This is a genomic window from Paenibacillus glycinis (assembly GCF_009909185.1).
GTDB classification, from domain to species: domain Bacteria; phylum Bacillota; class Bacilli; order Paenibacillales; family Paenibacillaceae; genus Paenibacillus_Z; species Paenibacillus_Z glycinis.
Window position 1 is genome coordinate 127473 of sequence record NZ_JAAAMV010000025.1, and the last position, 26040, is coordinate 153512.

Sequence of the window (26040 nt, forward strand, 5' to 3'; positions counted from 1 at the left end):
GCCCGCATTCGCCTTACGCGAGGCACTTGAACCATCCGTCCCGGAATGTGCTATTATATTCGTATCTTCAAAAGTTCAGAGGGTAAGAGGAGCAATCGCGATGCATCATTACCAAAGCATTCAACTGTTCAAATCCGATTTTTTCAAAGCGCTGGCACATCCCATGCGGATTCGGATTCTGGAGGAATTGAGCGAAGGAAACAAGAACGTCAACGAGCTGCAGAGCATTCTCGGTTCGGAAGGCTCGGCCGTCTCGCAGCAATTGTCCGTGCTGCGCCATAAAAACGTCGTGTACGGCATAAAGGAAGGCACCACGGTGGTCTATTCCTTGCGCGACCCATTGATCAAGGATTTGCTGGCCGTGGCCAAACAGATCTTCGACAATCATCTGGTGGACGCCATCTCGCTGCTCGAAGGAATCCGCAAAGAACAATAAGAAACAAGGCGATTCGAGCCCCGAGGCCGGAAAACCTTGTTTTTTTCGTTGGATTCGAAATCGCGAAATCCGATTGACAACGTTTCGCCATGGGAGTAGTCTTTTCTATATATTCAAATAATCAAATATATAAAAAAGAAGGAATTTAGATGAAATGGACGGGACGATTCGCGGGCTACGGCCTTGCCTCGCTTTGCAAAGACCTTGTCTCGGGTCTGATTGTCGGCATTATCGCCATCCCGCTCGGCATGGCGTTCGCGATCGCTTCGGGCGTCAAACCCGAATACGGCCTGTACACCACCATCGTGGCCGGGATCGCCATCTCGCTCTTCGGCGGTTCGAAATTTCAGATCGGCGGTCCGACCGGCGCATTCATCCCGATCCTGTTGGCCATCGTCATGCAGTACGGGTACGACAATTTGCTGATTGCCGGATTGATGGCCGGCATCCTCTTGGTGCTGATGGGACTGTTGCGATTAGGCGCATTCATCAGGTTCATCCCCCGTCCGGTGACCACGGGATTTACCGCCGGCATCGCCGTCATTATTTTCAGCGGCCAAATCGCGAATTTCCTTGGCTTGACCGGGATAGAGCAGCATGAAGCCTTTCTGGCCAACATGAAAGAAATCCTTATCCGCCTGGACACGTTCAATCCGAGCAGCGCGGGAACGGCGCTCATTTGCTTGGCCGTCATGCTGCTAACGCCCAGGTTTTTGCCGAAGGTTCCGGGCTCCTTGGCCGGACTTCTCGTATCCACGGCCGTAGCCGGGCTGTTCTTCGACGGACAGGTCGCCACCATCGGATCCGCGTTCGGAGCCATCCCGAGCACGCTGCCCCGCTTTCATATCCCCGACCTCGCGTGGGAACGAATCGGCCTCTTGGTTCAACCGGCATTCGTTATCGCGATGCTGGGCGGCATCGAATCGCTGCTGTCGGCGGTGGTCGCGGACGGGATGACGGGACAGCGGCATAACGGCAATCGCGAATTGATCGGGCAAGGGATCGCCAATATCGCCGCCCCCCTCTTCGGCGGCATTCCGGCGACGGGCGCCATCGCGAGAACGGCGACCAATATCAAGAACGGCGCGGCGTCGCCCGCCTCCGGCATCATCCACGGCGTCGTCGTGCTCCTCGTGCTCGTGTTATTCGCGCCGTACGCTTCGGACATCCCGCTAGCCGGCATGGCTCCCATTCTTATGCTCGTCGCGTGGAACATGAGCGAACGCAAGGAGTTCGCCCGTGTGCTGAAAACCCGAACCGGCGATTCCCTCGTGCTCGCCGCGACCTTTTTATTGACGGTGTTTACCACCTTGACGACGGCGGTCGAAGTCGGGTTCCTGCTGGCCCTGCTGCTGTTCGCGCTTGGCATGCGCCGCACGCTGCGCGTTTCCCTGACGCTCCCCGGTCCCGCCTTCGAGGAGATCCATGCCCGTACGGAAGAAAAGCGCAACGATTGCCCCCAAATCGGCGTGTACGCGATCGAAGGTCCCCTCTTCTTCGGCGCAGCTGACAAATTCGAGCAGGCGACCGGGGAGACCAACCGTCCTCCCTCCGCAATCCTGCTGCTTCGGCTGGATAAAATGCCGTTTATGGATATGACCGGCGAGCATCATTTATCCGGCCTGGTCCGTCGCTTTCTGAAGCAGGGAGGCGCCGTGTTCGTCTCCGGCATCCAGCCGCAGCCGCTCGAGACATTGAAGAAAACCGGCCTGTACGACCGGATCGGGGCAGACCGTTTCTTCGACGGCGCCGGCGAAGCGATCGACCGCGCTTTGTCCGGTCTGGACGATGGCGAATGCCTGGATTGCAAGCATCTCGCCTTTGGGCCATGCACGGCGTCATCGAATGCGCGCGATCAGCCGCAGCTTGCCGCCAAGCCGGGGGACGCGAGCCGTGACGGCGCGCGGCGGTCCCCGCGGGATACCTCCACGTGAGCGCGTGGACCCTCCGCGCGGCATCGCCCTCCAACAAGAAGAGGCTCGCGGACGCTTGATTCCTCAAGCGGCGCGAGCCTCGTTTCGTTCGTCTGCGCGATCGCCCCTGCTCCCGCGGGCCGTTCATCCCCGAAGGCCGAATATGCGCGGCATGTCCTGCAGGAGCCGTCCGATCGGATCGGCCGAATGTTCGTTCCACGGCGACTCGAAGCATGCGCTGCCGGAGGCCGCGTGGACGAGGCCCGCCTGCACGGCCGACAGCTTCCGCCAAGCCTCCGACCGGGACAGGCTGTTCCACCTTGCCGCCGCCGCCGCGTTCGGCTCGACATGGACCACGATCCGGTCCGCCCTCATCCCGGCCAGCTCCGGGGCCTCGACCGGCCGCTCCCAATCGGCCTCGGCCAGCGCGGCCGGAATCGCCAATTCAAGATCGTCGTACAACACCGTCCCGGCCCTGCGCCCCCAGACCGACAGCCGATGGCGCGCGACGACGAGGACCAGCACCGCGTCGCGGCCGACGAGCGGCGCCAATCGTTCGCGGATCGCGCCTGCTTGACGGTCGTAGCGTCTCAGCCAGGCCGCGGCTTCCTCCTCCCGCTCCAGGAAAGCCGCCAGGATCGTCAGATGGCTCCGCCAGCCGTCCTTCCAGCTCAGGAACAACGAGGGCGCGAGCTCCCTGAGCTTGTCCTGCTCCTCGGGCGGAACGAGCTCGTTCATCCCGACGATCCGGTCCGGCCCGGCTTGCCTCAGCGCGCCCAGGTTGAACTCGTAGTGATGGCTCAGCCGCGTCTTGACCTCGTAGCCGTACTTGCTCCGGTAATGGTCCGTCCAATACTGGTCCATCGGCGCCGCGGACGGGATCGTCTGCAGCGCGAGCAGCTGCCCGATATTGATCCAGCTGTAAGCGGCGATGCTCCGCTTCTGGTTGCGCTGATAGACCGCCGGCGCGAAGCCGACCTGCTTCTTGAACAGGCTGCTGAAGTAGCTCTCGCTCTTATAGCCGATCCGCTCGACGATCTCCGCGAGCGGCAGGCCAGCCTCGCTCATCAAGCGCTTGGCTTCCGTCAACCGGAGCTCGGTCCGGTACTCCATGACGCCTCTGCCGAAGCGCTCTTTGAACAGCCGCATGAAGTGAAAGCGGCTCAGTCCGGCGATCCTCGCCAGCTTCACGATCGTGATCTCGCTGGCGTACTGCCGCTCCAGCTCCATGCGGGCCGCCTCGAGCGCCAGCTCGGTCTGCCGCTCCCGATAGTCGATCGCCAGACTCAGCAGCTCCAGCAGCCCGGCTTCGCACCGAAGCCGGCCCGAGGCCGAGCCCTGGCTCCAACCGCCGCTGATGGAACCGAAGAGCTGTCCCGCCGCCGAGCCGGACGATATCGTCGCTTCGCCGAAGAACGGGAAACGCGGCGGCAGCGCCTTGTATGCCGCGGCCGATTCCTCGCCGGGCGGCGCGTAGGCGTGGAAATAGAGGAGCAGCAATTCCAGCGGATGCCCCGCGTAATTGGTCCATTCGAGCAGTTGGCCCGGCGCGCAGACGAACAGCGAGCCCGGCCGCAGGACATGCAGCCGCCCGTCGATGATCAAGCGGCCGCCGTTCGCGCCTGACAGGAGCAGCAGATGCGACGGCGCCGCGATGAATTCCCGTTCCGCCCGCGGACGCATCGGATCGTCCCTCAGCACCCGCACGTCGAGCAGCCTATAACAAAGGCCGACCGCAGCGGGAGGCTGCAGGTCGGCGGTCGTCTTCTTATTCATGGACATCCTTCAGCACGTCATCGACGATGAGGCCGTTCGCGATCGGATTGGCGTTGAACCAGTGGCCGGAATCGGCGTCGAACACCCGGTTGTTCTTGACGGCGGAGAGCGACTTCCACAGCGGGTTGTCGACCGGCGGCTTGCCCCGGCCTTCCCCGGAGATGACGAAGATGTAATCGACGTCCTTGAGATCGCCGAGCTTCTCGATCGAATACGTCTCGTAATCGCCCTTCAATAAGGCGGGCGGCTGAAACCCGAGCGTCGTATAGAGCGTTTCGCCGCCGTAAAATTTCGTGCCGAACAGCTTGAAGCCCTTCTCGCCGTCGATCTGCATCAGGACGGCGGTCTTCTCCTGCGGCAGCGTGCCGAGCCGGCTCTTCGCGTCCGCCACCTTCTGGTCGTACGTCGCCAGCGCCGTCTTCACCGCGTCGTCGTCGTTCAGCAGCGCGCCGAGCTTCTCCAGGTTGCCCCGCCAGTCCGACTCGTTGTCGGACAGCACGAACGTCGGCGCGATCTTGGCGAACTGCTCGTAGCTGCCGTCCGCCAGATAGGTCGGCGCCAAGAAGATGATCAAGTCGGGCGAGTAGGACAGCGCCTCCTCCGGCTTCATGCCGCCCTCCATGTCCAGGACGGGAACGTCCTTGAACTTGTCCTGCAAATAATGCTGCGGAACGCCGGCCGCGCCCCATTGCGCGACGGGCTTCATGCCGAGCGCCGAGAGCGGATCCTCCAGGAATGGCGCGATAATCCGCTGCGGGTGAGCGGGCACATTGACGTCATGGCCCATCGCGTCCTTCAGCACGCGAACGGCGTCGTCGCCGGCCGCGTTCGCGGTGCCGGCCGTCTCGTTCCCGGTTTGCCCGGCATTGCCGGCGGCGGCGTTGCCCGTATTCGTATCGCCGGCGTTCGCCGGCTGCTGCGCGTCGGAATCGGACGAGGACGAAGCATCGCCCCCGTTGTTGTTCGCGTTGCCGCAAGCGGCCAATACGGTAATCAGCAAAACAATGAGCGCAAGCTGCGCAAAGCGGGTACCTAATTTCATGTCGAGTGGCTCCTATAATTGAGATTGATTATCATTATCTTCGTCTAGTATAGTGCCTTCCCTCGGTATTGTGAATAACGGATTGTGCTGTCTTTTTGAAATCGACCGCATTTTAGCTCGTTTTCTCCGAAAAGCACGATATCCCACTATTTTCCGCCCTCATTAACAAACATCGCAGATTTAATAAACATCCCCCTTACATTGCGCCTGTACACTACGTCTATTGCCTACTAACGCACTCCTATGCGGCAAAAAATCCGAACTGGCGGTGAATGCTTGTGTTATTCAAAAAACAATTCCGCGTGCTGTTCCCGATGTCGCTGTCGGTCAGCCTGCTGTCGACGGGCCTGACGGCGCCGATGCCGAAGGCGGAAGCGGAGGCCGCGCAAAGCGCAGCGGACGCGGACAATGGCGGCGGACAATGGCTGACCGGCGAGTTTCACGCCCATACCTTTGAATCCGACGACGCCCAAAGCTCGCTGGAATCGGTACTGGATAACGGCTTGGACAAATTCGGCCTTGACTTCATCATGCTGGCCGACCATCTGCGCTCCTCCAAGCGGGACGATACGGGCGCCGAAATACCCGGCGGGCCGATTCCGCTGTCGCAAGGGATCCTCGATTACCAGGTTCCCAAGACGAAAGCCCTGCAGGCGGCAGGCAAATACGCCGGCAAAACGATCTTCTCCGGCTTCGAATGGGACATTCCTTCGCACGAGCACGGCTCGGTCGGCATCTTGTCCGACGAACCGGGCTCGCCCGCGGCGCTCAAAGCCGCGAACCAATTCGAGTACCTGTTCACGAACCGCGACGCGAGCTGGTTCGATCCGGCCGACGTGGCGCAATGGGAAACCGACGACGACCGCGCGTTCTCCACGCATGCCGACAGCTTGGCCGCGCTCGATTGGCTCAAGAAGAACTACCCGAACACGAGCTACATGATCGTCAACCATCCTTCCCGCGGCGTCGGCAAATACAAGATCTCGGATTTCCGGGACTTCAATAACGAAGCGCCGGATATCGCCTTCGGCTTCGAAGGCATGCTCGGCAATCAGATGGAGCCTGATCGGGGCGGATATAACACGACGTACAATATCGCGGACCCGACGGCAGACAACAACTATAAGAACCGAGCTTACGGCGGCGTTGATTACATGGTCGCTCAAGTCGGCGGCGTCTGGGACTCGCTGCTCGGCGAAGGCCGAAAATTTTGGAATTACGCCAATTCGGACTATCATTTCAAAACGATCGACGGTAACTCCAGCGGGTACTGGCCCGGCGAATACGCCAAAAACTACTTCTGGACGGAAGGCCGCTCCACGCAGGATATCCTGAATGCGATGCGTTCCGGCAAATCGTTCTCCGTCTTCGGCGATCTCATCAACGCGCTGGACTTCCGCATCGCGGATGACGGCGACGATGCCGAGATGGGCGAGGATCTGCAAGCGACCGAGGGCGACAAGCTCAAGCTGACGATCCGATTCAAAAGCCCGGCGACCAACAACTACGAAACCCCGATCAACAGCGGCATCTCGGGCAACATGAAGCCGCAAGTGGATCATATCGACCTCATCGCGGGCGATGTGACGGGCTTGGCGGAGCCCGGCACATCGGCTTACGACAAAGCGACGAACGACTCTACCCGTGTCGTCGCCACGTTCACGAGCGAAGATTGGACGACGGACGCGGATGGCTATAACGTCATCACGTACGATCTGCCGTCGGCGAGCAAGAACCAGTATTTCCGCCTGCGGGGCACGAATCTCGGCATGAACGTCGCGGGAGAAACGAAGGACGGCAATCCGCTGATCGACCCGAAAGCGACGACGGCCGATGCTGCCGCGCGTTTTAACGAGATTAACGATCGAAACTACCAGGATCTCTGGTTCTATTCCAATCCGATCTTCGTCGATACGGCCGCCTACGGCGACGAGCAAGCCGTCGCGGATACGCTGGACAAGCTGACGCTGGGCGATACGAGCGCGGTCACCTCGGATATTACGCTGCCGGCCGCCGGCGAGCATGGCGCGACGGTGCAGTGGGCGGAGACCGCCGACAGCGAGAGCGCGGTCGCGATCGACGACGGCATCGCCAAAGTCACCCGTCCTTCCGCCGGCCGCCAGGACGCGTCCGTTACGCTGAAGGCGACGGTGGCGCGCGGGACGGCGTCCGATTCGACGACCTTTACCGTCACGGTCAAGGCGCTCCCGAGCACGTGGGTTCCGTCGACGCCTTCGACGCCGACAACTCCTGCGACGCCCGAAACGCCGCCGACTTCGGTGCAAATCGACGTCGATCCCGCGCGGGAAAGCACGGGAAGCTTGACGGGCATCGTCGACTTCAAGATTCCGGCCGGCGCCGTCTCCCAAGGCGGCAAAGTCACGGCGTCCATCGTCGAGACCGGCAATCAACCGCCTTTCGGCAGCCTTCAAGCCTTGGGGCAAGTCGTCGAATTGTCGAGCACCGCGGGCGCTTCGCCGATTAAACCATTGGCGCTGACCTTCGCCTACAAGAAAGATTCGGCGCATCCGAACGATGAGCCGGCCGTCTATTACTTCAATGAAACGCTGAAGAAATGGATCTTCCTCGGCGGGAAAGCGGCCGCGGATACGATCACGGTCGAGACGAAGCATTTCGCGAAGTTCGCGGTATTCAACCATGCGCCCCAAGCCTTCGCGGATCTGAACGGATCCTGGGCGAAACCGTATGCCGACCGGCTGATCGGGATGAACGTCATCGCCGGCTACGACGATTCGAAATTCCGGCCGGAGCAAGCGGTCACCCGCGCGGAATGGGTCAAAATGCTCGCAAGCGCGATCGCTCTTCCGACCGCTGCGGGAACGACGGGCTTCGCCGATGACGGCCGGATCCCGGCTTGGGCCAAGGGCGAAGTAACGGCTGCCGTGAACGCGGGCTATATTACCGGCACCGCCGCGAACGGGGGAACCTTGTTCAATGCCGATCGGCCGATTACGCGCGGGGAGCTGTCCGCCGTCGTCGCAAGGGTATTGGACGCGTCCGGAGCCGCCTCCTCCTCGAGCGCCGGCGCGGCCTTCGCCGACGCGGCCGCCATTCCGGCTTGGGCACAGCCATTCATCGACAAGGCCGTCTCCGCCGGCATCGTGAACGGCTATCCGGACAACACCTTCCGTCCGGACAATACCTTGACGAGAGCGGAAGCGGCCAAGGTCGTCTACATGCTGCTCGAAGCGTTAAACATCTAAACGATTAACGGTAGAAAAGGATTAAAAGCTTAGAACGTTTAAAGGCATAAAAACAAGCAAAGAAGCCCCTGCGCGGCAGGGGCTTCTTTGCTTGTTGCTTGTCGTTCGTTTGCTTGTCGCCTTGCTTGTTGCCTGTATGCTTGTTTGCCTGATTGCTTATCGCGGTCTGCCTGTTTGCTTGCAGGGTTAGTCGCTTAATTGCTTGGTTAGCTGCCTGTTTGCCGCTCGTTTCAATGTTCGTCGTTCAGCCGAGATCGTCGGCCGCTTCCTCGGCAGGCTTACCCGCCCGACTACCGGTTGACCGACCGCATGCTCGCTTCCGCGTACCGGCTGCCGTGCGCGATGCCCTTCGGAGCGCTCTCCTCGATGCGCGCCAAGTCTTCCTTCGTCAGCTCGACCGCAAGCGCCGCGACGTTCTCCTCCAGGTACGTTCTGCGCTTCGTGCCCGGAATCGGCACGATGTCGTCCCCTTGCGCAAGCAGCCAGGCCAGCGCCAGCTGCGAGGGCTCGCAGCCCTTCTCGGCCGCGATTTCCTTGATCCGCTCGACGAGCTCCAGATTCTTGGCGAAGTTCTCCCCCTGGAAGCGCGGCGAACTGCGGCGAAAATCACCCTCCTCCAGGTCCTCGAACTTCCGGATCTGCCCGGTCAGGAAGCCCCGCCCGAGCGGGCTGTACGGCACGAAGCCGATGCCGAGCTCGCGGCAGACGGGCAGGATCTCGTCCTCCACGTCGCGGCTCCAGAGGGAATATTCCGTCTGCAGCGCGGCGATCGGATGCACGGCATGCGCCCGGCGGATCGTTTCCGGCGCGGCCTCGGACAAGCCGAGGTAACGCACCTTGCCTTCGCGAACCAGCTCGGCCATCGCGCCTACCGTCTCCTCGATCGGCGTGTTCGGATCGACCCGGTGCTGATAGTAGAGGTCGATATGATCGACGCCGAGCCGGCGCAGGCTCGCTTCGCAAGCCGAACGGACGTACTCGGGCGTGCCGTTGATGCCGAGGCTCTGGCCGCTCGCGTCGCGCACGTTGCCGAATTTGGTCGCCAGCACGACCTCGTTCCGGCGGTCCTTGATCGCCCGGCCCACCAGCTCCTCGTTCCGTCCGACGCCGTACATATCCGCCGTATCGAGGAACGTGACCCCGAGCTCCAGCGCCCGATGGATCGTGAGGATCGACTCCTCGTCGTCCCTCCCGCTATAGAATTCCGACATGCCCATGCAGCCAAGTCCCAGTGCCGATACCGTCAACTCGCTTTTGCCCAGCTTTCGCTTCTCCAACGCTCATTCCGCCTCCCGTAAATTTGATGCTATGCCATTCAAGTTTGTCTCCCTTAGTTTACCGCTTTACCCGATGTGGAGCAAAAAGCATCGTCCGCGGCGGAGCCGGCCAAGATCGCCCCTGCGCTTCTTGATCGAAAGAAAAGGAACCTCGCGTCATCGATCGATGAGCGCGGGGTTCCCTCTATTAACGGACGAATAAGGCGGCCAATCGGCAATGGCGAATGCGATAGCTCCTCGCCTCGCCGGAGCGAAGCGTGTCGCCGCTTGCGGCGCCTCGGCCGTCAGCTGTGACCAGAACCACGCCGCCGGTGGCGGAAGCAATACCCTCGCGACCCTGCCAGCCTTGCCGCTTCTCCATGGCGCGGCAAGTTTGCGCCATTGCGTTACAACGCGCCCGCATCCCGGACGATGCGGTCCGCCTCCTCGTAATCCGCCTCCTCGACGATCGCCACGAGCATGATATCCCGGCCGGTGACCCGGTTCTCCGGCCCCCCCGAGCTGTAGCCGCTCGCGCTGACGCTCGCCGCGGCCAGGATGCCCGCATCCGGGCCGTCGAAATCGCCCCCGAGCGTGAGATACCCGAGGCCGGGAAAGCCGCCGGCCACGGTGGCGCCGAGCGTGTCCAAGCTTTGAATGCCCGGGCCCGCATAGCCGTCGATGCGCTCGATCGCGTACTCGACCAGCTTGAGCGACTTCAGCTGCTCCAGTGCCTCCTTCGCTTGGTCCGGCGTGTTGAAATACGCGAATACCGTTCTTTCCGACATGCAAAATTCCCTCCGTTTTTCCGAATGACGGCAACTCATGCAAAAGACCCCAGTAGTGTACGCCGCATGAAGCGGGACTATGCGCAGTCCAGGTACAGCAGCGGATACCGGCGGAGGCGGCGCGCCGGATCATCGCGTCCCCGGGCGGTTTTCGGCGATTTCGCCGCATCGCTTCCTATTTCGGCCTTGAAATGGTTTAATATAACTGGCAACCAGGTGAATAGGAATCAGAACGTACAAGGAGGAACAAGCATGCCGACGATTCAAATTGAGGGTAGAGAAGCCGTTCCGGCCGAAGCGGGCCGGAAGCTCGTCCTGGCGCTGGAGGACGGCGGCGTCGACGTTCTTCACCGCTGCGGCGGCAACGCGAGATGCACGACCTGCGCCGTCGAAATCGTATCCGGCGATGCGGGCGAGATGGACGAGGCGGAAGCAACGGTCCGCCGGAACAAAGGGATCGAGGACGAAGCGATCCGTCTGTCCTGCCAGCTTCACGTGCACGGCGACCTGACGGTCAAGCTGATCAAGACCGCATCCTCCACCGGCCTAGACGCCGGACCGCGTCCCCAGGAATAAGGATCGGCCGGGAGTCGTCGCCGAACGTCCTTTTCCGCGTAACGCCTAAACTGCAGACAACGCGAAGGCCGGATCCTCCCAGCAGGAGATTCCGGCCTTCTTGACGTGCTTGACAGGCTTACGGGCTCGACGGACCGCTCGTTCAAGGCAGCACGCCAACGATCTGGAGCACCGACAGGACGACCTCGATGACGATCAGGATGACCACGATCCATTCCACGAACAAGCCCCGTATCGAATGGCTGATCGTGGAGAACCCTTCCATCAAGTGATACAGCACGTCGGTTTTGCTCTTCATGATTTTGTACCGGTCGTTCAGCTCGAAGAACTCCAGCATGCCGTCGTAAAACTCCCCCGCATGGCTGCTCGCCCACGTGATGTCGGGCTTATCCAAAATCATGATATACGAAAGGGTATTGTACTCGTGGCGGATGATGTTCGCGGTCGTTCTGGCGAGCTCCTTGTTGCCGATGCGCAGCCTGCCCTTCTCCAGCCGGTCGATCATGTTTTCGAGCTTGTCGTGGATCTTGCCCAGCTGCTCCTCGATCTTCTCGAGGGCGACCGATTTGGCGAGCACGGTGGCGATCAACTCCGGATGGAACGTCTCGAAGGCCGGCACCACCACGTATTCGTCGGTCAGCTCCATCTGATCGGAATCCCCGGTATGCAGACTGTAATCATCCGAGTAGACGTCCCTTTGATGAATATCGATGTCGGGCTCGAAGGTCTTGACGTAGGCCAGAAACCGCACGATCTCGTCCATGTCCGTATAATTGACGAAGACGATGCTGCCGAACGAAAACACGAGCACCTGCTGCGACTCGCCCGCCTTCTTTCGCAAAATCGGCTGCAGGCTCTCTCCTCTCAGGATCAGGGGCTGCTCCCACGTGTATTTCTTCGGGATCCCGCGGTGAATGGCGATTTTGTTGAGGTCGATCTCATTGGTTACCGCGTAAGCTTTAAACGTAATCGCCGTCATTGTCGTTATCACTCTTTCCAAACCGCTTTATATACAGTTTATGCCGTTGTTGTTTCCAATCATACGCCTTGTCCGGCGGCATCGCCACCCGAACCGTTTGAATGCGCGGCGCGAAACATGCTAGACTCAGGGGAAAAGGCGGCCCTGCGCGCAGACGGCCGTTCCGAAGGAGGCGCTCCCATGACGCGCGTCGTCGATATTCCCTCATCCCGGATGTCCAACTTTTTTCGTTTCCAGCGCGATCCGCTCGGCTTTCTCGTCGATGCGCGGCCGCTCGGGGACGTGGTGTCGCTGCGAACCAGCTCGTTTCGCCCGACGTTCATCGTCAACGCTCCCGATTTCGTGCAGGAGCTCCTCGTCCATCAAGAGGACAAGCTGCGCAAAGGCCGCAGCGCCGGCGTCCTGCGCCGCACGATCGGCGACGGCCTGCTCACGTCCGAGCGGGAGCCGCATCGTCGTCAGAAACGATACTTGACGCCGGCGTTCTACAAAGAGCGAATCAATGCCTACGCGGAGATCGTGATCTCGGAGACGAGACGGCTCGCCGACGCGCTGCAGGACGGCGTCCCCGTCGCGATGCATGACGCGATGATGCAGCTGACGCTCGGGATCATCGCGAAAACGATGTTCAACACGGAGCTCGCACGCGACAAGGCGGCGCTCGCGAAAGCCGTGGACGTGACGATCCGCCACACCGCCAGCACGATCTTCTCGCCGGTCATCCTGCCCTTCGGCTGGCCGACGCCGGGCAATCGGGCGCATCGCCAGGCGATCCGAACGCTCGACGCGATGATCTACGGCGCCATCGCCGCGGCCAAGGCGCAGCCGGACGCCTATGCCGACAGCCTGCTCGGCCTGCTGCTCGACACGCGGGACGAGGAAGGGCAGCCGATTCCCGACGCGGAGATGCGCGACCAGATGATGACGATGCTCCTGGCCGGGCACGAGACGACGGCGAACGCGCTCGTATGGGCATGGTACGCCCTGGAGCGTTCGCCCGAATCCGCCGGGCGGCTCCGTCTCGAGCTGGACGCGGTCCGGCTGCGGGAGAAGGAAACCGGCGAATCCCTGTCGGCGGCAGGCTATTATCGGGAAATGCCGTATGCGCGGCAGGTCGTGCAAGAGACGCTTCGGCTGTATCCGCCGGCATGGGCGATCCTGCGCGAGGCGGATCTCGCCTTCGACATGCTGGGCGACGCGTTCCCCGCCCGCAGCAGCTTCTTGATCAGTCCCTATGCGATTCACCGAAACGACGGGGTATTCGGGGACGCGGAGGCTTTTCGCCCGGAGCGGTTCGCGGACGGCGCCTCCGGTTGGGCCCGCTTCGCCTATTTCCCGTTCGGGGGAGGATCGCGGGGCTGCATCGGCTCGCAATTCGCGATGATGGAGGCCGTGCTCATCCTGGGCACGCTGGCCGAGCGCTTCGATTTCTCGTCGGAGCCCGGCCAAGGCGAAGCCGAGCCCGAACCGCTCGTCTCGCTGCGCATCAAGGGCGGCCGCATGATGATTCCGCGCCGCAGGTCCGCGCAAGCACAGCAGGACGAGGCATAGTCCGTGGCGGCAACGTGCCGCAAGGCCTCGACGCCAAGCACGACAAAGAAGCCAGGATTCCCCGTAGAACGGGGGTTCCTGGCTTCTTTGCTCGCCGAATTCGCGCCATACGCGCCGTTTCCTGCTGCGCGCGGCCTACACGATCCCGCTCATCCTGGCCTCCAGCTTCGCCCGTTCCGCCGGGCCGGCCAATGCCTCGAACACCGCCATCCCCGCGCTCAGGTTCGGCTTGCGGATCAGGTTATGGGCATCGGTCGCGAGCGTATGGACGAGGCCCGCTTCGATCAGCCAGCGCCCGAATTGCTGCGCTTCCGGGCCGGAATTGCCGACCAGGCTGTCCGCCGACACCTGCGTCCAAACGCCCAGCTCGAGCAGCCGCATCAACGGCTCGGGATTCTCCCGGAAGAAAAAATGCCTTTCCGGATGCGCCAGCACGGGCGTGATGTCCGCGTCGCGCAGCCGCTGCACGATCTCCGGCGTATCGGCGTCGTAGTCGGTCCAACGCTCCTCGAACAGGAGGTACGCTCCCGGCGTTCCCAAATAGGCGAACGAGCGTTTTCTCCAATGCTCGTCGAAGAACGCCCTGTTCTCCAGCCGGACTTCGTTTCCGGGGTGAAGGCGAATGCCGACCCCCTGCCGGTCCAGCTCCGTCTGCAGCTCTTCCACCTTGCGATGGACGATATCGGCGGTCGTCAGGAACGTACCGTTGAAATGCGGCGTCACGACGATATCCCGTATGCCGTCCGCATAGGCGATCCGGGCCATGGCGACGGATTCCTCCAGATTCTTGGCGCCGTCGTCCACGCCGGGCAATATATGAATATGCATGTCGATCATGCGAGCACCCCGCTTCCGTTTTTTCCCATCGTAGCAGAGCCGACCGTGATCGGCAACGGAAAAATGCGGGTCCTGCGGACGCGCCGGCACGTATTCGTTTCCGCGATCGAGCGCGGGGCGTGAGCGTTTTTCAAGAGGGAACACCGGCCGCGCTCTTCCCCCTCGGCCTCCCCTATTCAACACGTATTCTACCTGTCAGCCAAAGAATGAAAAGGGCCGCGACAGGCCGCTTATGCGTACTTGTCACAGCATTCGACCGGTATCCGGCCGCATAGTATAGCATAATCCGCTAGATTCGGGCCGCATCCGACGGGGCGGAATGACAAAAAAGAGCCGGAGGCCGCCGTTTATCGGAGGCGTTCGGCTCAATTCGACGAAACGATCATGCTTATGCAAGGAGACGCATGCCCAGGGTCGACGGACCTATGCGCGAACGACGGCGTTACCTCTTCGCCACCGGAATCCAGATCTCGCTTCTGAACGTCGGCGAGGCAATGTCCTTGTCCGCGTTCCAGAGGATTTCCGGCCCTTCGACCTGCTCATAGTCCGAGGACGGAAACCATTCGGAATAAATGCGCCCCCATACCGCCTGCAGCGTATCCGGAAACGGTCCGACCGCTTCGAACACCGCCCAGGTCGAAGCCGGAACCTCCAGCCGCGCCATGTCGTCCGGACCCGTCTGCGAGGTCGCCGCCCCGATGTAATGGTCCAGCTCCCCTCGCTCCTCCATCCGGCCTTCCGAGAAATTCGCCGATGCGCTGATGATTCCCCGCGGTTCGACATCCGACAAGGCCTTAAGGGCGCCAATCGTCACGCCGTCCAGACTCTCCCACATCTTGGCGATCTCGGGATTGACGCCGTTGAACTGAATCGGAACCCTGCGCTTCAAGCCGACGATGCGGAACGCTTCTTTCTCCGCTATGCGATAGTTCATCTCGCTGCCTCCCTGAATGGTTAGTTGGAAGGTCATGGGCGAATACGCTTTGAGCGAATGGCCGCCGCCGCGGGCTTCCGACGGCATGATGCCGTGCAGCGCCTGAAAGGCCCGCGCGAACGAATCCGGCGAACGATAGCCGTATTTGACCGCTACGTCGATGACTTTGGCGTCGCCGCCCCTAAGCTCGAACGCCGCCAGCGTGAGGCGCCTGCGGCGGATGTACTCCGAGAGCGGGATGCCGGCGAGAAACGAGAACATCCGCTGAAAGTGGTAATCCGAGCATAACGCCCGCTTCGCCGCTTCCTTCACGTCGATCTCGTTCGTCAGATTGTCCTCGATGTACGCGAGCGCGCCATTCATGTTCTTCAGCAAATCCATCGTCCGACCTCCTTCATCCACAGGATAGCAGGATTGACGCAGGACCATCCGACATTCCGTGCCCGATTGTATCGGATGGCGGCACGGAGGCGAATGGCACGCTTTATTTCCGCAAAATGCCCAGGTACGCGATCCACGGACCGACGTCCGCGCGGTACCGCTCCGCCAGGACGCGCGCGATCTGCGACAGATGCGTCAAATCGTGGACCACCCATGTCGAGAGCAGCTCCCGTACCTTCACGACGCCGAATGCGGGATGCCTGCCGGTCCGTTCAAGCAGCCGTTCGGGGTCAGGGCCGACGAGCGCTTTCAGCTTGGCGACGTTTTCGGCGCGAATCGCGGCGAATTCCTGCAGCTTCTGCGCGAGCGTCCGCTCGGAGCCGTCATTCAAATGGGCAAATCGGTCGAACGGCGGAAACGGCTTGCCGTCGCCTTCCCGCAGCATGAATGCCAGCCGCGGCAGCCAATTCGTCTTCTCGCCCTCGATCAGATGCTCGACGACCTCGACGGGATTCCACGTGCCTTCGCCTTCGTTTCCTTGCAGCCATCCCTCGGACAACCCGGTCAAATGCAGCTCCAGCGCGCGCGGCGTGCGCTCCAGCAATTCGATTGCTTCTTCCAGCTTGAAATTCATCGGCTTGCTCCTCTCCCCGGTAAACGATCGCCTGCTATGCCGTAAGTCCGAATCGCCGAGGGACGCCGGCTATGGGAGGAATCCCGCGGGACGCCGCCGCTCGGACCCGCGATCGTCGCGCAGGCGGCTTTCTTCCTGCCGGCAGCCCTGACCGCATGCCTCCCAGCGGTCCGGCTCTCCATCGCCCCGGCCTCGACTAGCGATGCAGCTTATACAGATTCGCCTTGCTCATGCCGCGGATCGCCCGCACCTCGTCCTCCGTCAGCTCGGGGACGTCCGCCGCCGCGATGTTCCGCAGCAGCTGCTCGCGCGAGCTGGCTCCCGGAACGGCCGCGGCAACCGCCGGATGGCTGAGCGAATAGCGGATCGCGAGCTGCGTGAGGCTTCGCTCGCCGGCCGTCAGCTCTTCCAGCCGTTCGCGGAGCGCGCTCAGCTCCTCCAGCTCGTAATCCGGCACGCCTTTGACGGGCTGCCTGTTCGCCGCGAGCGCTCCGCCGGCGAGCGGCCCGCGCGCGATGACGCCGATGCCCTTCTCCCGCAGCAGCGGAAATACCGTCTCTTCGCCTCGTCGGTCCACGATGCTGTACGGATTCATGACGCTGGCGATGCCGGATCGCGCGGCATATTCGCGGATGACGTTCGGACGGATCGACGAGATCCCGTATTCCCGGATCGCGCCCTCCCGCTTCAGCTGCTCGAACGCTTCGATCGTCTCGTCGATCGGATCCTCGATCGTTCCGCCGTGAAGCTGGTACAGGTCGATGTAGTCGGTGCCGAGCCTGCGCAGGCTTTCCTTGACCGCAGATAGGATGTAGGCCTTCGACGGATCCCAGGACCAGCCGTCTTGGCCGGGAATGCGCCGATTGCCGACCTTCGTGGCCAGCACGACGCGCTCCCGACGTCCCCGGATCGCTTTGCCGACGAGCTCCTCGTTGCGTCCGCCGTCGTAGAGATCGGCCGTGTCGAGCAGGTTGACGCCCCGCTCCAGCGCCTCGTGAATAAGCGCGACGGCATGCGTTTCCTCCGTGCCGAGCGACATGCAGCCGAGCCCGATCTCGCCGACGAGCAGCCCGGAAGCGCCGATGCGATTTTGTTTCATGGATGATTCAGCTCCTTGCGATGGATTAGGATGATACGTGCTTGGGGAACGGCGCCCTCTTGCCCCTGCCTCGCCAAAGCACCGTCTTCGCGCTCAGAAAGCCCAAAGCGCAGGCCTGCAGCAGGAAGAAAAAGCCCCAAAAGGCGGTCGGCAAAATCGTCTCCCGCGCCAAATTCGCCGCGTCTCCCGCGCCGGCGGGCGTATACAGGCTCAGCCACAGGATCGCGAAGCTGCTCGATACGGATTCGGCCAGCACGAACACGAACAAGCCGATGGACAAGACGGCGGTCCATTTCCCCTTCCGCCACAGCGCGAAGCCGAGCAGGCAAAGAAACGCGAGCAGCCACGCGAGGCCGAACGGGTTGCGCACCCAGAGCACCGCGTTCACGACGGAGATGACGGCGAACAGCCAGAGGACGACCGCATGCTTGCCTCTGGCGCAAAGGACCGCCAGCAGCAGGGCGAACAGCGATGAGCCCACATAACCGGCGAGGCTCGTCAGGATCGACGCGAAGCTGCTGGGGGACAGCGTGTACGTCACGCCCTCGGTATTGGCGAACAGCTGGATTTGCCCGACCTTGCCTTGCAGCGCCAGCGTCATGACGGCATGGGACGATTCATGAATGAGCGTGTTGGCGATCCGGAAGAAAATGCCGATAAACGGCAGATGGACGACGATAAGCGCCACTACGATATAGCCGGCGAATTTCCAGTTCATGCGTCAGCTCCGATCCGGGATTTTCTTCATTATAGCATGCGGGGCCGCCGTTTCGCCGCTGGACCGGGGACCAGTCAAGGCCGACCGGCCGGAAGCGCTTCGCCTTCAAGCCAATGTCCGCGAACGCCTCGATCATGCCGCTTACCGACCACGTCGCTCTCGGTCCGGCTGTCTGCGCGCGCAAAAGACAGACCGCATCGCCAGCCTATTGCAAGAAGTCCTCGGTCCGGCTGTCTGCAAAAGACAGCGCATCGCCGGCCTACCGCATCGCGCTCTCGGTCCGTCCGCATGCTCGCGGCACAAAAAGACCGGGCGCATCGCCGGCCCGACGACGACGTTCCCGGTCCATGAAGCACGCTTCCGCTAAGGCATGCTGCCTTCGTTCAGCGCAAGCACCGCCTTATCGATGCGCCGCTGACGGGTCTCGGCCGTCTTGGCTCCGTCGACCGACAGCACGATCCGCCGCCGGTTGCTGTACGACAGCCCGTCGAAGAACGACTTTGCCGCCGGCGCGCCCTCGAGCGCCGCGGCAAAATCCGCGGGCACCTCCAGCTCGCGCGGCTCGGTATCCAGCTCGAGCTCGACCTCCACCTCTTCGCCCGCGGCTACGCCGGCGCCTTTGCGGTTCTCCGCGCTGAGCGGGATCAAGAAGCGGCCGCCCATCGTCGCGATCGTGCTGCGGTAGGTATACGCGTTGATCGTGACCTTCACGGCCGGCTTCTTGCCCGTCCCGAGCGCCGCCACGGCCTCTTCCGGCACCTCGATGCCGGTTGCGGTCTTCCCGCCAAGCTCGACCACGGATCGAAATTTCATCCTCCTGCGCCTCCTTTTCGGTACCTTTCGTCTACCCTAAGGATTCGCGGGCGCGCTCCCCAGGTCCTGCACCGCCCATCGAAAAAAACGCATGATCGCTACATCCGCGCCGCCTGCAGGATCGCGATCGCGGCCCGTTCCCGTCGCTCCGCATCCTCGCTGCCGAGCGCCGCCTTCAGCACGGCGAGCGCTTCCCGGAGCGTCTCCTCGTCCACCAGTCCGGAGCCGGCAGTCGGAGCCGGTCTTAGGAACAACCGCTCCAACTGCTCCCGCGTAACGGGCCGGCCGAACAACCCGACCTCGCCCTCCTGCGCGAGGAAAGCGAGCAGCTCCGGCTGCAAATCCTCGCGCTGCAGGCTTTGCAGCCAGGTTACTCCGCGCCTGTGCCCGCTGCGGTCCTCGGCATTGTCGCAGCCATCGAGGTAATAATAATCGCCGAGGTCGCCGAGATACAGCTTGTCCCCGTCGTCGACGATGACGTAATCCCCGTCCTGCATGCCGTGCGCGAAGCACCAATGCTCCTCCAGCTGCCGTTCCAGCTTCCGCCCGTCCAGCCGGTGCGCCTGCATCAAATTCGCCCGCAATTCGGCCTTGCCGAGCAAGCCGAGGTCGCCGAGGCCCGGCAGACCGCAGCTGACGTAGTGATTTTCCAGATAATCCGGCAAGCCGCGGCTCCCCTCCGGATCGGCTTTCATTCGAAACACCTGCATCGTCAAAATCCCTCCCTAAGACCGCTTTACACAATTATCCAACTACTATAACATGCTAACTGAGAACAGCAAACGAGACCCGCAGCAGGAAACGTTCGCTCATCGGTCGGAATCGCCAGTCATGAAAACGTCTTCATTCATGCTTCATTATGAATCCGGGAGGAATCGAAACCATGGAAAACCAAGCTCGTCTGCCGAGAACGACGCCGGAAGCGCAGGGCATCCCGTCGCAAGCGGTGATCGCGTTCCTGGACGCAATACGGGAGCGAGAGCTGGAGCTGCACAGCTTCATGCTGCTCCGGCGCGGAGAGGTGGCCGCCGAAGGCTGGTGGGCGCCGTACCGGCCCGAATACCCGCATATGCTGTTTTCCCTCAGCAAAAGCTTCGCGTCGACGGCGATCGGCTTCGCCGCGGCGGAAGGATTGCTGTCGGTGGAGGACACGGTCATCGGCTTCTTCCCCGACGAAGTCCCCGAGACGATATCGGAGAACCTCGCCGCGATGCAGGTGCGGCATCTGCTGATGATGGGCACCGGGCATGCCGCGGACGTCACCGGCAGCGTGCAGAAGGACGACAATTGGGTCAGAGGCTTCCTGGCTGAGCCTGTCGAATACGCCCCCGGCACGCACTTTGCCTATAACAGCGCGGCGACGTACATGTTGTCCGCCATCCTTCACCGGATTACCGGCCAGTCCCTGCTCGCGTTCCTGGAGCCGCGCCTGTTCGCGCCGCTCGGCTTGTCCGAAGCCACCTGGGAGACTTGTCCGCGCGGCATCGCGACCGGCGGCTGGGGGCTGAACGTGACGACGGAGGACATCGCCAAGTTCGGCCAGCTGTACCTGCAGCGCGGCGAATGGGCCGGGCAGCAGATTCTGCCGTCCGCGTGGGTCGACGAAGCGACCTCCTTCCAGATCGATAACGACGACGGGCGCGCGAACGATTGGACGCAGGGCTACGGCTATCAATTCTGGCGCTGCCGCCACGGCGCGTATCGGGGCGACGGGGCGTTCGGCCAGTTTTGCGTCGTCCTGCCGGAGCAAGAAGCCGTGCTCGCCATCACGTCCGGCGTAGCCGACATGCAGGCCGTGCTGGACGTCGCATGGGCCGTGCTGCTGCCTGCCTTGTCCGCTTCCGATGCCTTGGAACCGGACGAAGCGAATCAAGCGGCGCTCGCCGAGCGGCTGGCGTCCCTGCGGATCGACGCCCCGCAAGCGGAGCCGTCTTCGCCGAACGAAGCGCAGCTCGAGGGCCGCGTCTTCCGCATGGAACCGAACGAGCTGCAGCTCGATACGATCGCCCTTCGCTTCTCGGAGCAGGGCGCCGAGCTCGTGATCGGCAGCGAACGCGCCGGCGAGCAGACCGCGCAATTGGGCCGGGGCGCATGGAAAGCGAGCCGGATTCGCATCGAAAGCGTCAAGCAGGGCGCCGAGCAGCGCGTGGAAGGCAGCTTTGCGTGGCAGGACGGCGATACGCTGGACATCCGGCTGCTGTTCGCGGAAACGCCGTTCACGTATAAGCTCGCGCTCCGCGCGGACGGGGAAGCGATCGAGCTGCAATTCTCGGCCAATGTCGCTTGGGAAGCCGGCCGGGTCTTGACGATTCGCGGCCAAGCGGCGGCGCTGGCCTGATCAACCGTTAATGCGGCCGTCGCGAAAGCGGGACGCGACGTGAAATACGGGACGCGTCGAGAAAACGCGAGCGCGATCGGAACCAGACGGAAGCGACAAGAAAAGGACAACCCGGCGGGTTGTCCTTTTCTTCGCGGCATACGGCCCGTCATGAATGGCCTGCTTCGGCCTTCCGCTCCGGATGCCGGAACGAACTGATTCGGCACCTCGCAGCTCCCGCGCGAGGCGGGCGATGCGTGATGGCTATCAACCTCATGCCCAGCGCGCAGGTCGACCATGCGATGGACGCAAGCCCGGCCGACAACGAATCAATAGCTTTTCTTGTAATCGACGAGATTGCGCAGCTTCCCGGGCTCGCCTGCGAGGTACACGGCCAGGTTCGAGACGAACAGCCGGACGAGCCGCTCCGCGTTGCGAACGGTCATGCCGCCGGCGTTATGCGGCGTCAGAATCACGTTCGGCATCGCCCACAGCGGATGATCGGCGGGCAGCGGCTCCTGCTCGAACACGTCGAGCCCCGCGCCCGCGATGACGCCGTCGCGCAGCGCCGCGACCAGATCCTCCGTCCGTACCGTCGCGCCGCGGCCGACGTTGATGAAGTACGCGCTGCGCTTCATGACGGCGAAGCGCTCGGCATGGAAGACATGCTGCGTCTCGTTCGTCAGCGGCAAAATATTGACGACGTAATCGGCTTCCCGCAGCGCGTCGTCGAGACGCGACGTATCGTAGACGACATCCGCTTCGGGCATCGCGCCGCCCGAACGGCGGACGGCGACGATGCGCATGTCGAACGCGCGCGCGATGCGGGCCACCTCGCGGCCGATCTCGCCGGCGCCGACGATCGCGACGGTGCCGCCGTTCGCCTCGGCCAGCGTCGGCGGACTTTCCCATACGCCCGTCCGCTGGTTGCGGACGGCGGCCGCGATGCCGCGCGAGAGGCCCAGCATCATGGCGACGGCCGTCTCGGATACCGATCGCGCGTGCACGCCGCTCGCGTCGGTCAACAGCACGCCGCGCTCCTCCAGCAGGCCGAGCGGCAGGCTGTCGATGCCCGACGACCAGCTCTGCAGCCAGCGCAGCCGGGAGCCCTCGCGCAGCGCCACGTCCCTCACTTTAGCGTCCCAACCGAAGATGATCTCCGCTTCCCGGTAAACCTCGTCCGCCGTGTCGCCGGCCCCGCCGAAAACGATCGATACGCCCGGAGCGGCGCGCCGCACGGCCTCCTGCTGTTCCGCGGTAAAACCTTTCAGGCAAAGCATGGTTGTCATGGGAGATAGCCTCCTTGTGTGTTGCGGGTTTGTCCTTCGGCTCCTTGATTATCGCATAAACCGCGCCGGATGGGGCGACTCGGCTCGGAATATCTCGGCGGGATCGGGAAGGAACTAGCCGGCGTCCGTCACAAGTCCCCTCGAACCTCCGCGTCTTGCGCAGGACCTCCAAGCCCTCAGGGTGAGCGGAACGTTTCCGCCGAACAAATAGGCCGCCCCTCGACGGGGCGGCCTTGGCAAAGAGGATTGCATTATAAGCCGACCCGCGGCTCCATGAGCTGCCTGATCCTCGCTTTCGTCACGCCGTCGTCGCGCGGGATATGGATGGCGATCTGGAGGTCGGCCGCTTCGAGCGGCTGGAACGCCACGTAATCGAAGGTCAGCTCGCCGACCGTCGGGTGCAGCATGATTTTATGCGCCTGCGAATAGTCCATCACGTCGTGACGCGCCCAATACGCGCGAAATTCCTCGCTCGCCTCGGATAACGCCGCCACCAGCTCGCCCCACCAGGGATCGTCGACATGACGGGCGTAATCGGCCCGGAACTGGGCCACGGTACGGCGGGCGTGCTCCTCCCACTGGTCGCCCTTCATGCGGCGGAACTCCGCCGACGCGAACGTGATCCAGAGCAGATTCCGTTCCCGTTCGGAGCACTGGCTCAGATCGCCGCTCAGCACGTACATCGCGGCATTCCAGGCGACTATCGTCATGCGGACGTCCATGGCGCAGGCCGGGCTCAATCCAAGCTCGTCCAGAAACCGCTGCAGCACCGGGCTTACCTTGCTCTGCGGGACCGGCTTCTCCGGCGGCGGCTGTCGATGGGCGAGCAGGAACATATGCCTGCGCTCCGCGTCGTCCATCTGCAGCGCGACCGCCAAGCTTTCGAGCACCTCCGCGGATACGTGGATCGCGCGCCCCTGCTCGAGGAACGTGTACCATTCCAGGCTCACGCCGGCCAGCATGGCGACCTCCCCGCGCCGCAGGCCCGGCGTTCGCCGGCGGCCCGCTTCCGGCAGCCCCGCCTGCGCCGGGGTGATGCGCTCCCTCCGGTTACGGAGAAAATGGGCCAGCTCGCTCGTCCGATTCATGTCCGTTTTCACCAAAGGCATTCCGTCCTCCTATCCGTCCGCGCAAGAGAGGGGAGTGGCGATACCAGTATAACCAGCCGCCTTCTTGCCGCTTTTCGTTCGCTATACACTAGCTTATGGGAAGACGGGCAAGAAATCAATTTCCCGAGAAGGAGCATGAAAATGAAGTTCGAATCCAATACGATTCTCATTACCGGCGGCGCGAGCGGCATCGGCCTTGCGCTGGCCAAGCGGTTCCTGGCGGCCGGCAACAAAGTCATTATCGGCGGAAGAAGGGCGGACAAGCTGGCCGAGGCCAAAGCGGTCCATCCGGAGCTGGCGACATACGTCGTCGACGTGTCCAAGGAAGCGGAGCGCATCGCGCTGTACGAGCAAGTAACGAGGGAGCATCCGGACGTGAACGTGCTGCTCAATAATGCCGGCGTAATGCGGTTCATCCGGCTGGACGCGCAGGAGCCCTGGCAGGACGCCGAGTCCGAGCTCGCGACGAACCTGGCCGCGCCGATTCATTTGTCGACGCTGTTCGCGCGGCATTTCGCGGGGAAAGACCAAGCGGCGATCCTGAACGTCACGTCGGGACTTGCCCACGTGCCGATCGCCGCGGCTCCCGTCTATTGCGCGACGAAGGCGGCGCTGCATTCGTTCACGTTATCGCTGCGCAAGCAATTGGAGCAGCAGGGCATCGAGGTGCTCGAGATCTGCCCGCCGCATACGAATACCGATCTCGGCATTCCGGGCGGCAACGCCCACGGCATCCCGCTCGATCTGTTCGCGGACGCGGTCATGAAGAGCTTGGCCGAGGGCGAGCAAGAGGTAAGCTACGGCTGGTCCACGCTGACCTCGCAAGCTTCGCGGGCGGAGCGCGACGAGATCTTCAAGCAAGTGAACGCATAAGCGCCCGGCGTAACGGCTCCAACGAGAGAACAACCCGAATTTTCGGGTTGTTCTTTGCATTGGAGGCGGGATTTAATTTGCCCGGCCTCTACGTGCAGCTGATCACATACTTATCTTCCGGGATGGATACGTTTTTCGATCGTATCGATCGTTCCGATCGTGTTAAGATAGATTTGCCTTGCGTTTATAGGAGGCAAACGAGGCGTTTCTTTTGACAAAATAACGCAAAACGCAGCTTACACGTTGAGGGCCTTATTTTTATTGCCTTATTCTTATCGCATTTTTCCCGCTTATTGTTCGTTTATTCCAGCATCCGTCCGAGCGCACGTCGCCGGGCGCGATGATAACCGGGAGGTCATGGAGCATGAGAATCGGGGACGCGCGCGCCGCGGCGGCGGATTGGGTCGCGCGGCACGCAAGCTTGGAGGCCGGGTTCAAGGGGGCTTACTACAGCGGTTCGACCGTGGGAAAGCCGGATGACGCGGAGCTTCCCGCTTCGTCCGACGTCGATGTCGTCGTCGTGCTCGACGGGCCGGAACCCCCGCTCAAGCTCGGGAAGTTCGTCTACCGCGGCACGCTGATCGAGATCACCTACCTCTCCTGGGAGCAGATCGGCTCGGCCGAGGATGTGCTCGCCTCCTATCATCTGGCGGGCAGCTTCCGCGCGGATACGATCATCGCGGACCCCACGGGCCAGCTCCGCGGCGTGCAAACGCAGGTCGCCCGCGGCTTTGCGGAGGAAGCATGGGTGCGCCGCCGCTGCGAGAACGCCAGGCAGCGGATCGAGAACGGGCTGCGGGGCTTCGACGCCTCCGCGCCCTGGCACGATCAGGTCACGTCCTGGCTGTTCCCGGCCGGCGTGACCACGCATGTGCTCCTCGTCGCGGCGCTGCGCAATCCTACCGTGCGGCTCCGTTACCTCGCCGCGCGCGAAGTATTGGCGGAATACGGCCACGGCGGCTTGTATCCGGAATTGTTGGCGCTGCTTGGCTGCGCGACCTGGACGCCGGAACGTACCGCCCGGCACGTGGACGGACTCGCCCGCACCTTCGATGCCGCCGCTGCCGCGGCCAAGACGCCGTTCTTCTTCTGCTCGGACATCACCGCCGCGGCGAGGCCGATCGCGATCGACGGGAGCTTCGCGCTCATCCGGGCCGGCGATCACCGCGAAGCCGTCTTCTGGATCGTGGCGACCTTCGCCCGCTGCCACAAGATACTCGCCGCGGATGCCCCGGACCTGGAGGCCGCGCTCGCGCCGGCGTTTGACGCGGTCTTGGCCGACCTCGGCATCGCCGGCACGGAGGATCTCGCGCGGCGCGCCGAAGCCGTCGCCCGGTTCCTGCCCCGGCTGCGGGACGCCGCCGATGCGATCCTGCTGGCCAATCCGGAGATCTTGCGGCAGCCGCGGTTTGATCAAGAGCGATCGCCCTCTTAGAACGCCCAGCCGACATAAATGGAAGGCCAATCGAAATAAAACACCATTTAGAAAGGACCG

General features: G+C 62.7%; 22 protein-coding genes. 8 read left to right on the plus strand and 14 right to left on the minus strand.

Features of this window, described 5'->3' with window-relative positions; all coding sequences use genetic code 11:
* The first annotated feature begins 100 nt into the window (after positions 1 to 100).
* On the plus strand, positions 101 to 436 hold the full coding sequence (locus GT019_RS25000; RefSeq protein WP_161746159.1) for an ArsR/SmtB family transcription factor: 336 nt from the start codon (positions 101 to 103) through the stop codon (positions 434 to 436).
* A gap of 149 nt (positions 437 to 585) precedes the next feature.
* On the plus strand, positions 586 to 2370 hold the full coding sequence (locus GT019_RS25005; protein ID WP_161746160.1) for a SulP family inorganic anion transporter: 1785 nt from the start codon (positions 586 to 588) through the stop codon (positions 2368 to 2370).
* A gap of 123 nt (positions 2371 to 2493) precedes the next feature.
* Here GT019_RS25005 and GT019_RS25010 read toward each other — a convergent pair whose 3' ends face one another.
* A complete protein-coding gene (locus tag GT019_RS25010; RefSeq protein ID WP_161746161.1) occupies positions 2494 to 4125 on the minus strand; it encodes an AraC family transcriptional regulator in 1632 nt (543 codons plus the stop codon).
* Positions 4118 to 5167, minus strand: a complete 1050-nt coding sequence (locus tag GT019_RS25015; protein WP_161746162.1) for an ABC transporter substrate-binding protein — start codon at positions 5165 to 5167, stop codon at positions 4118 to 4120. The genes GT019_RS25010 and GT019_RS25015 overlap by 8 nt, the downstream gene beginning before the upstream one ends.
* A gap of 278 nt (positions 5168 to 5445) precedes the next feature.
* Between GT019_RS25015 and GT019_RS25020 the strand changes: the two genes are divergently transcribed.
* Positions 5446 to 8391: an S-layer homology domain-containing protein gene (locus tag GT019_RS25020; RefSeq protein WP_161746163.1), complete on the plus strand. Its 2946-nt coding sequence runs from the start codon at positions 5446 to 5448 to the stop codon at positions 8389 to 8391.
* Between the two features lie 290 nt (positions 8392 to 8681).
* On the opposite strand, the gene GT019_RS25025 is transcribed toward GT019_RS25020, so the two are convergent.
* Positions 8682 to 9668, minus strand: coding sequence for an aldo/keto reductase (locus tag GT019_RS25025; RefSeq protein WP_161746164.1), 987 nt, complete (start codon positions 9666 to 9668; stop codon positions 8682 to 8684).
* A gap of 386 nt (positions 9669 to 10054) precedes the next feature.
* Positions 10055 to 10435, minus strand: a complete 381-nt coding sequence (locus GT019_RS25030) for a hypothetical protein (RefSeq protein ID WP_161746165.1) — start codon at positions 10433 to 10435, stop codon at positions 10055 to 10057.
* Positions 10436 to 10687: 252 nt separating this feature from the next.
* On the opposite strand from GT019_RS25030, the gene GT019_RS25035 reads away from it, so the two are divergent.
* Positions 10688 to 11011 (plus strand): 2Fe-2S iron-sulfur cluster-binding protein, encoded by a 324-nt coding sequence (locus tag GT019_RS25035; protein ID WP_161746166.1) that lies wholly within the window; start codon positions 10688 to 10690, stop codon positions 11009 to 11011.
* A 142-nt stretch (positions 11012 to 11153) separates the two neighbouring features.
* Here GT019_RS25035 and GT019_RS25040 read toward each other — a convergent pair whose 3' ends face one another.
* Positions 11154 to 11990 carry an RMD1 family protein gene (locus GT019_RS25040; protein WP_161746167.1) on the minus strand — a complete coding sequence of 279 codons (837 nt, stop codon included), beginning with the start codon at positions 11988 to 11990 and terminating at the stop codon, positions 11154 to 11156.
* Positions 11991 to 12170: 180 nt separating this feature from the next.
* Here GT019_RS25040 and GT019_RS25045 point away from each other — a divergent pair, with 180 nt between their 5' ends.
* Positions 12171 to 13541 (plus strand): cytochrome P450, encoded by a 1371-nt coding sequence (locus tag GT019_RS25045; RefSeq protein ID WP_161746168.1) that lies wholly within the window; start codon positions 12171 to 12173, stop codon positions 13539 to 13541.
* Positions 13542 to 13676: 135 nt separating this feature from the next.
* On the opposite strand, the gene GT019_RS25050 is transcribed toward GT019_RS25045, so the two are convergent.
* The 7 genes from GT019_RS25050 to GT019_RS25080 form a co-directional block, all read right to left on the minus strand.
* The gene (locus tag GT019_RS25050; RefSeq protein WP_161746169.1) at positions 13677 to 14378 is read right to left on the minus strand and encodes a tyrosine-protein phosphatase; all 702 of its coding nucleotides are present in this window, start codon (positions 14376 to 14378) and stop codon (positions 13677 to 13679) included.
* Positions 14379 to 14820: 442 nt separating this feature from the next.
* On the minus strand, positions 14821 to 15693 hold the full coding sequence (locus GT019_RS25055; protein WP_161746170.1) for an AraC family transcriptional regulator: 873 nt from the start codon (positions 15691 to 15693) through the stop codon (positions 14821 to 14823).
* Between the two features lie 103 nt (positions 15694 to 15796).
* Positions 15797 to 16327, minus strand: coding sequence for a DinB family protein (locus GT019_RS25060; protein ID WP_161746171.1), 531 nt, complete (start codon positions 16325 to 16327; stop codon positions 15797 to 15799).
* 196 nt (positions 16328 to 16523) lie between these two features.
* Entirely contained in the window at positions 16524 to 17426 is a 903-nt protein-coding gene (locus GT019_RS25065) for an aldo/keto reductase (RefSeq protein WP_161746172.1), read from the minus strand.
* 25 nt (positions 17427 to 17451) lie between these two features.
* Positions 17452 to 18144, minus strand: coding sequence for a M50 family metallopeptidase (locus GT019_RS25070; RefSeq protein WP_161746173.1), 693 nt, complete (start codon positions 18142 to 18144; stop codon positions 17452 to 17454).
* Between the two features lie 363 nt (positions 18145 to 18507).
* On the minus strand, positions 18508 to 18957 hold the full coding sequence (locus GT019_RS25075; protein ID WP_161746174.1) for a YdeI/OmpD-associated family protein: 450 nt from the start codon (positions 18955 to 18957) through the stop codon (positions 18508 to 18510).
* Positions 18958 to 19055: 98 nt separating this feature from the next.
* Positions 19056 to 19667 carry a hypothetical protein gene (locus tag GT019_RS25080; RefSeq protein ID WP_161746175.1) on the minus strand — a complete coding sequence of 204 codons (612 nt, stop codon included), beginning with the start codon at positions 19665 to 19667 and terminating at the stop codon, positions 19056 to 19058.
* Positions 19668 to 19840: 173 nt separating this feature from the next.
* On the opposite strand from GT019_RS25080, the gene GT019_RS25085 reads away from it, so the two are divergent.
* Positions 19841 to 21295 (plus strand): serine hydrolase domain-containing protein, encoded by a 1455-nt coding sequence (locus GT019_RS25085; protein ID WP_161746176.1) that lies wholly within the window; start codon positions 19841 to 19843, stop codon positions 21293 to 21295.
* A gap of 308 nt (positions 21296 to 21603) precedes the next feature.
* On the opposite strand, the gene GT019_RS25090 is transcribed toward GT019_RS25085, so the two are convergent.
* Together GT019_RS25090 and GT019_RS25095 are read right to left on the minus strand one after the other, a co-directional pair.
* Positions 21604 to 22563 carry a D-2-hydroxyacid dehydrogenase gene (locus GT019_RS25090; RefSeq protein ID WP_161746177.1) on the minus strand — a complete coding sequence of 320 codons (960 nt, stop codon included), beginning with the start codon at positions 22561 to 22563 and terminating at the stop codon, positions 21604 to 21606.
* Between the two features lie 251 nt (positions 22564 to 22814).
* Positions 22815 to 23672 (minus strand): helix-turn-helix transcriptional regulator, encoded by an 858-nt coding sequence (locus GT019_RS25095; RefSeq protein WP_161746178.1) that lies wholly within the window; start codon positions 23670 to 23672, stop codon positions 22815 to 22817.
* A 141-nt stretch (positions 23673 to 23813) separates the two neighbouring features.
* Between GT019_RS25095 and GT019_RS25100 the strand changes: the two genes are divergently transcribed.
* The gene (locus GT019_RS25100; RefSeq protein ID WP_161746179.1) at positions 23814 to 24545 is read left to right on the plus strand and encodes an SDR family oxidoreductase; all 732 of its coding nucleotides are present in this window, start codon (positions 23814 to 23816) and stop codon (positions 24543 to 24545) included.
* A 364-nt stretch (positions 24546 to 24909) separates the two neighbouring features.
* Complete coding sequence (locus GT019_RS25105) at positions 24910 to 25980, plus strand: hypothetical protein (RefSeq protein ID WP_161746180.1); 1071 nt, start codon at positions 24910 to 24912, stop codon at positions 25978 to 25980.
* Positions 25981 to 26040: the final 60 nt, after the last annotated feature.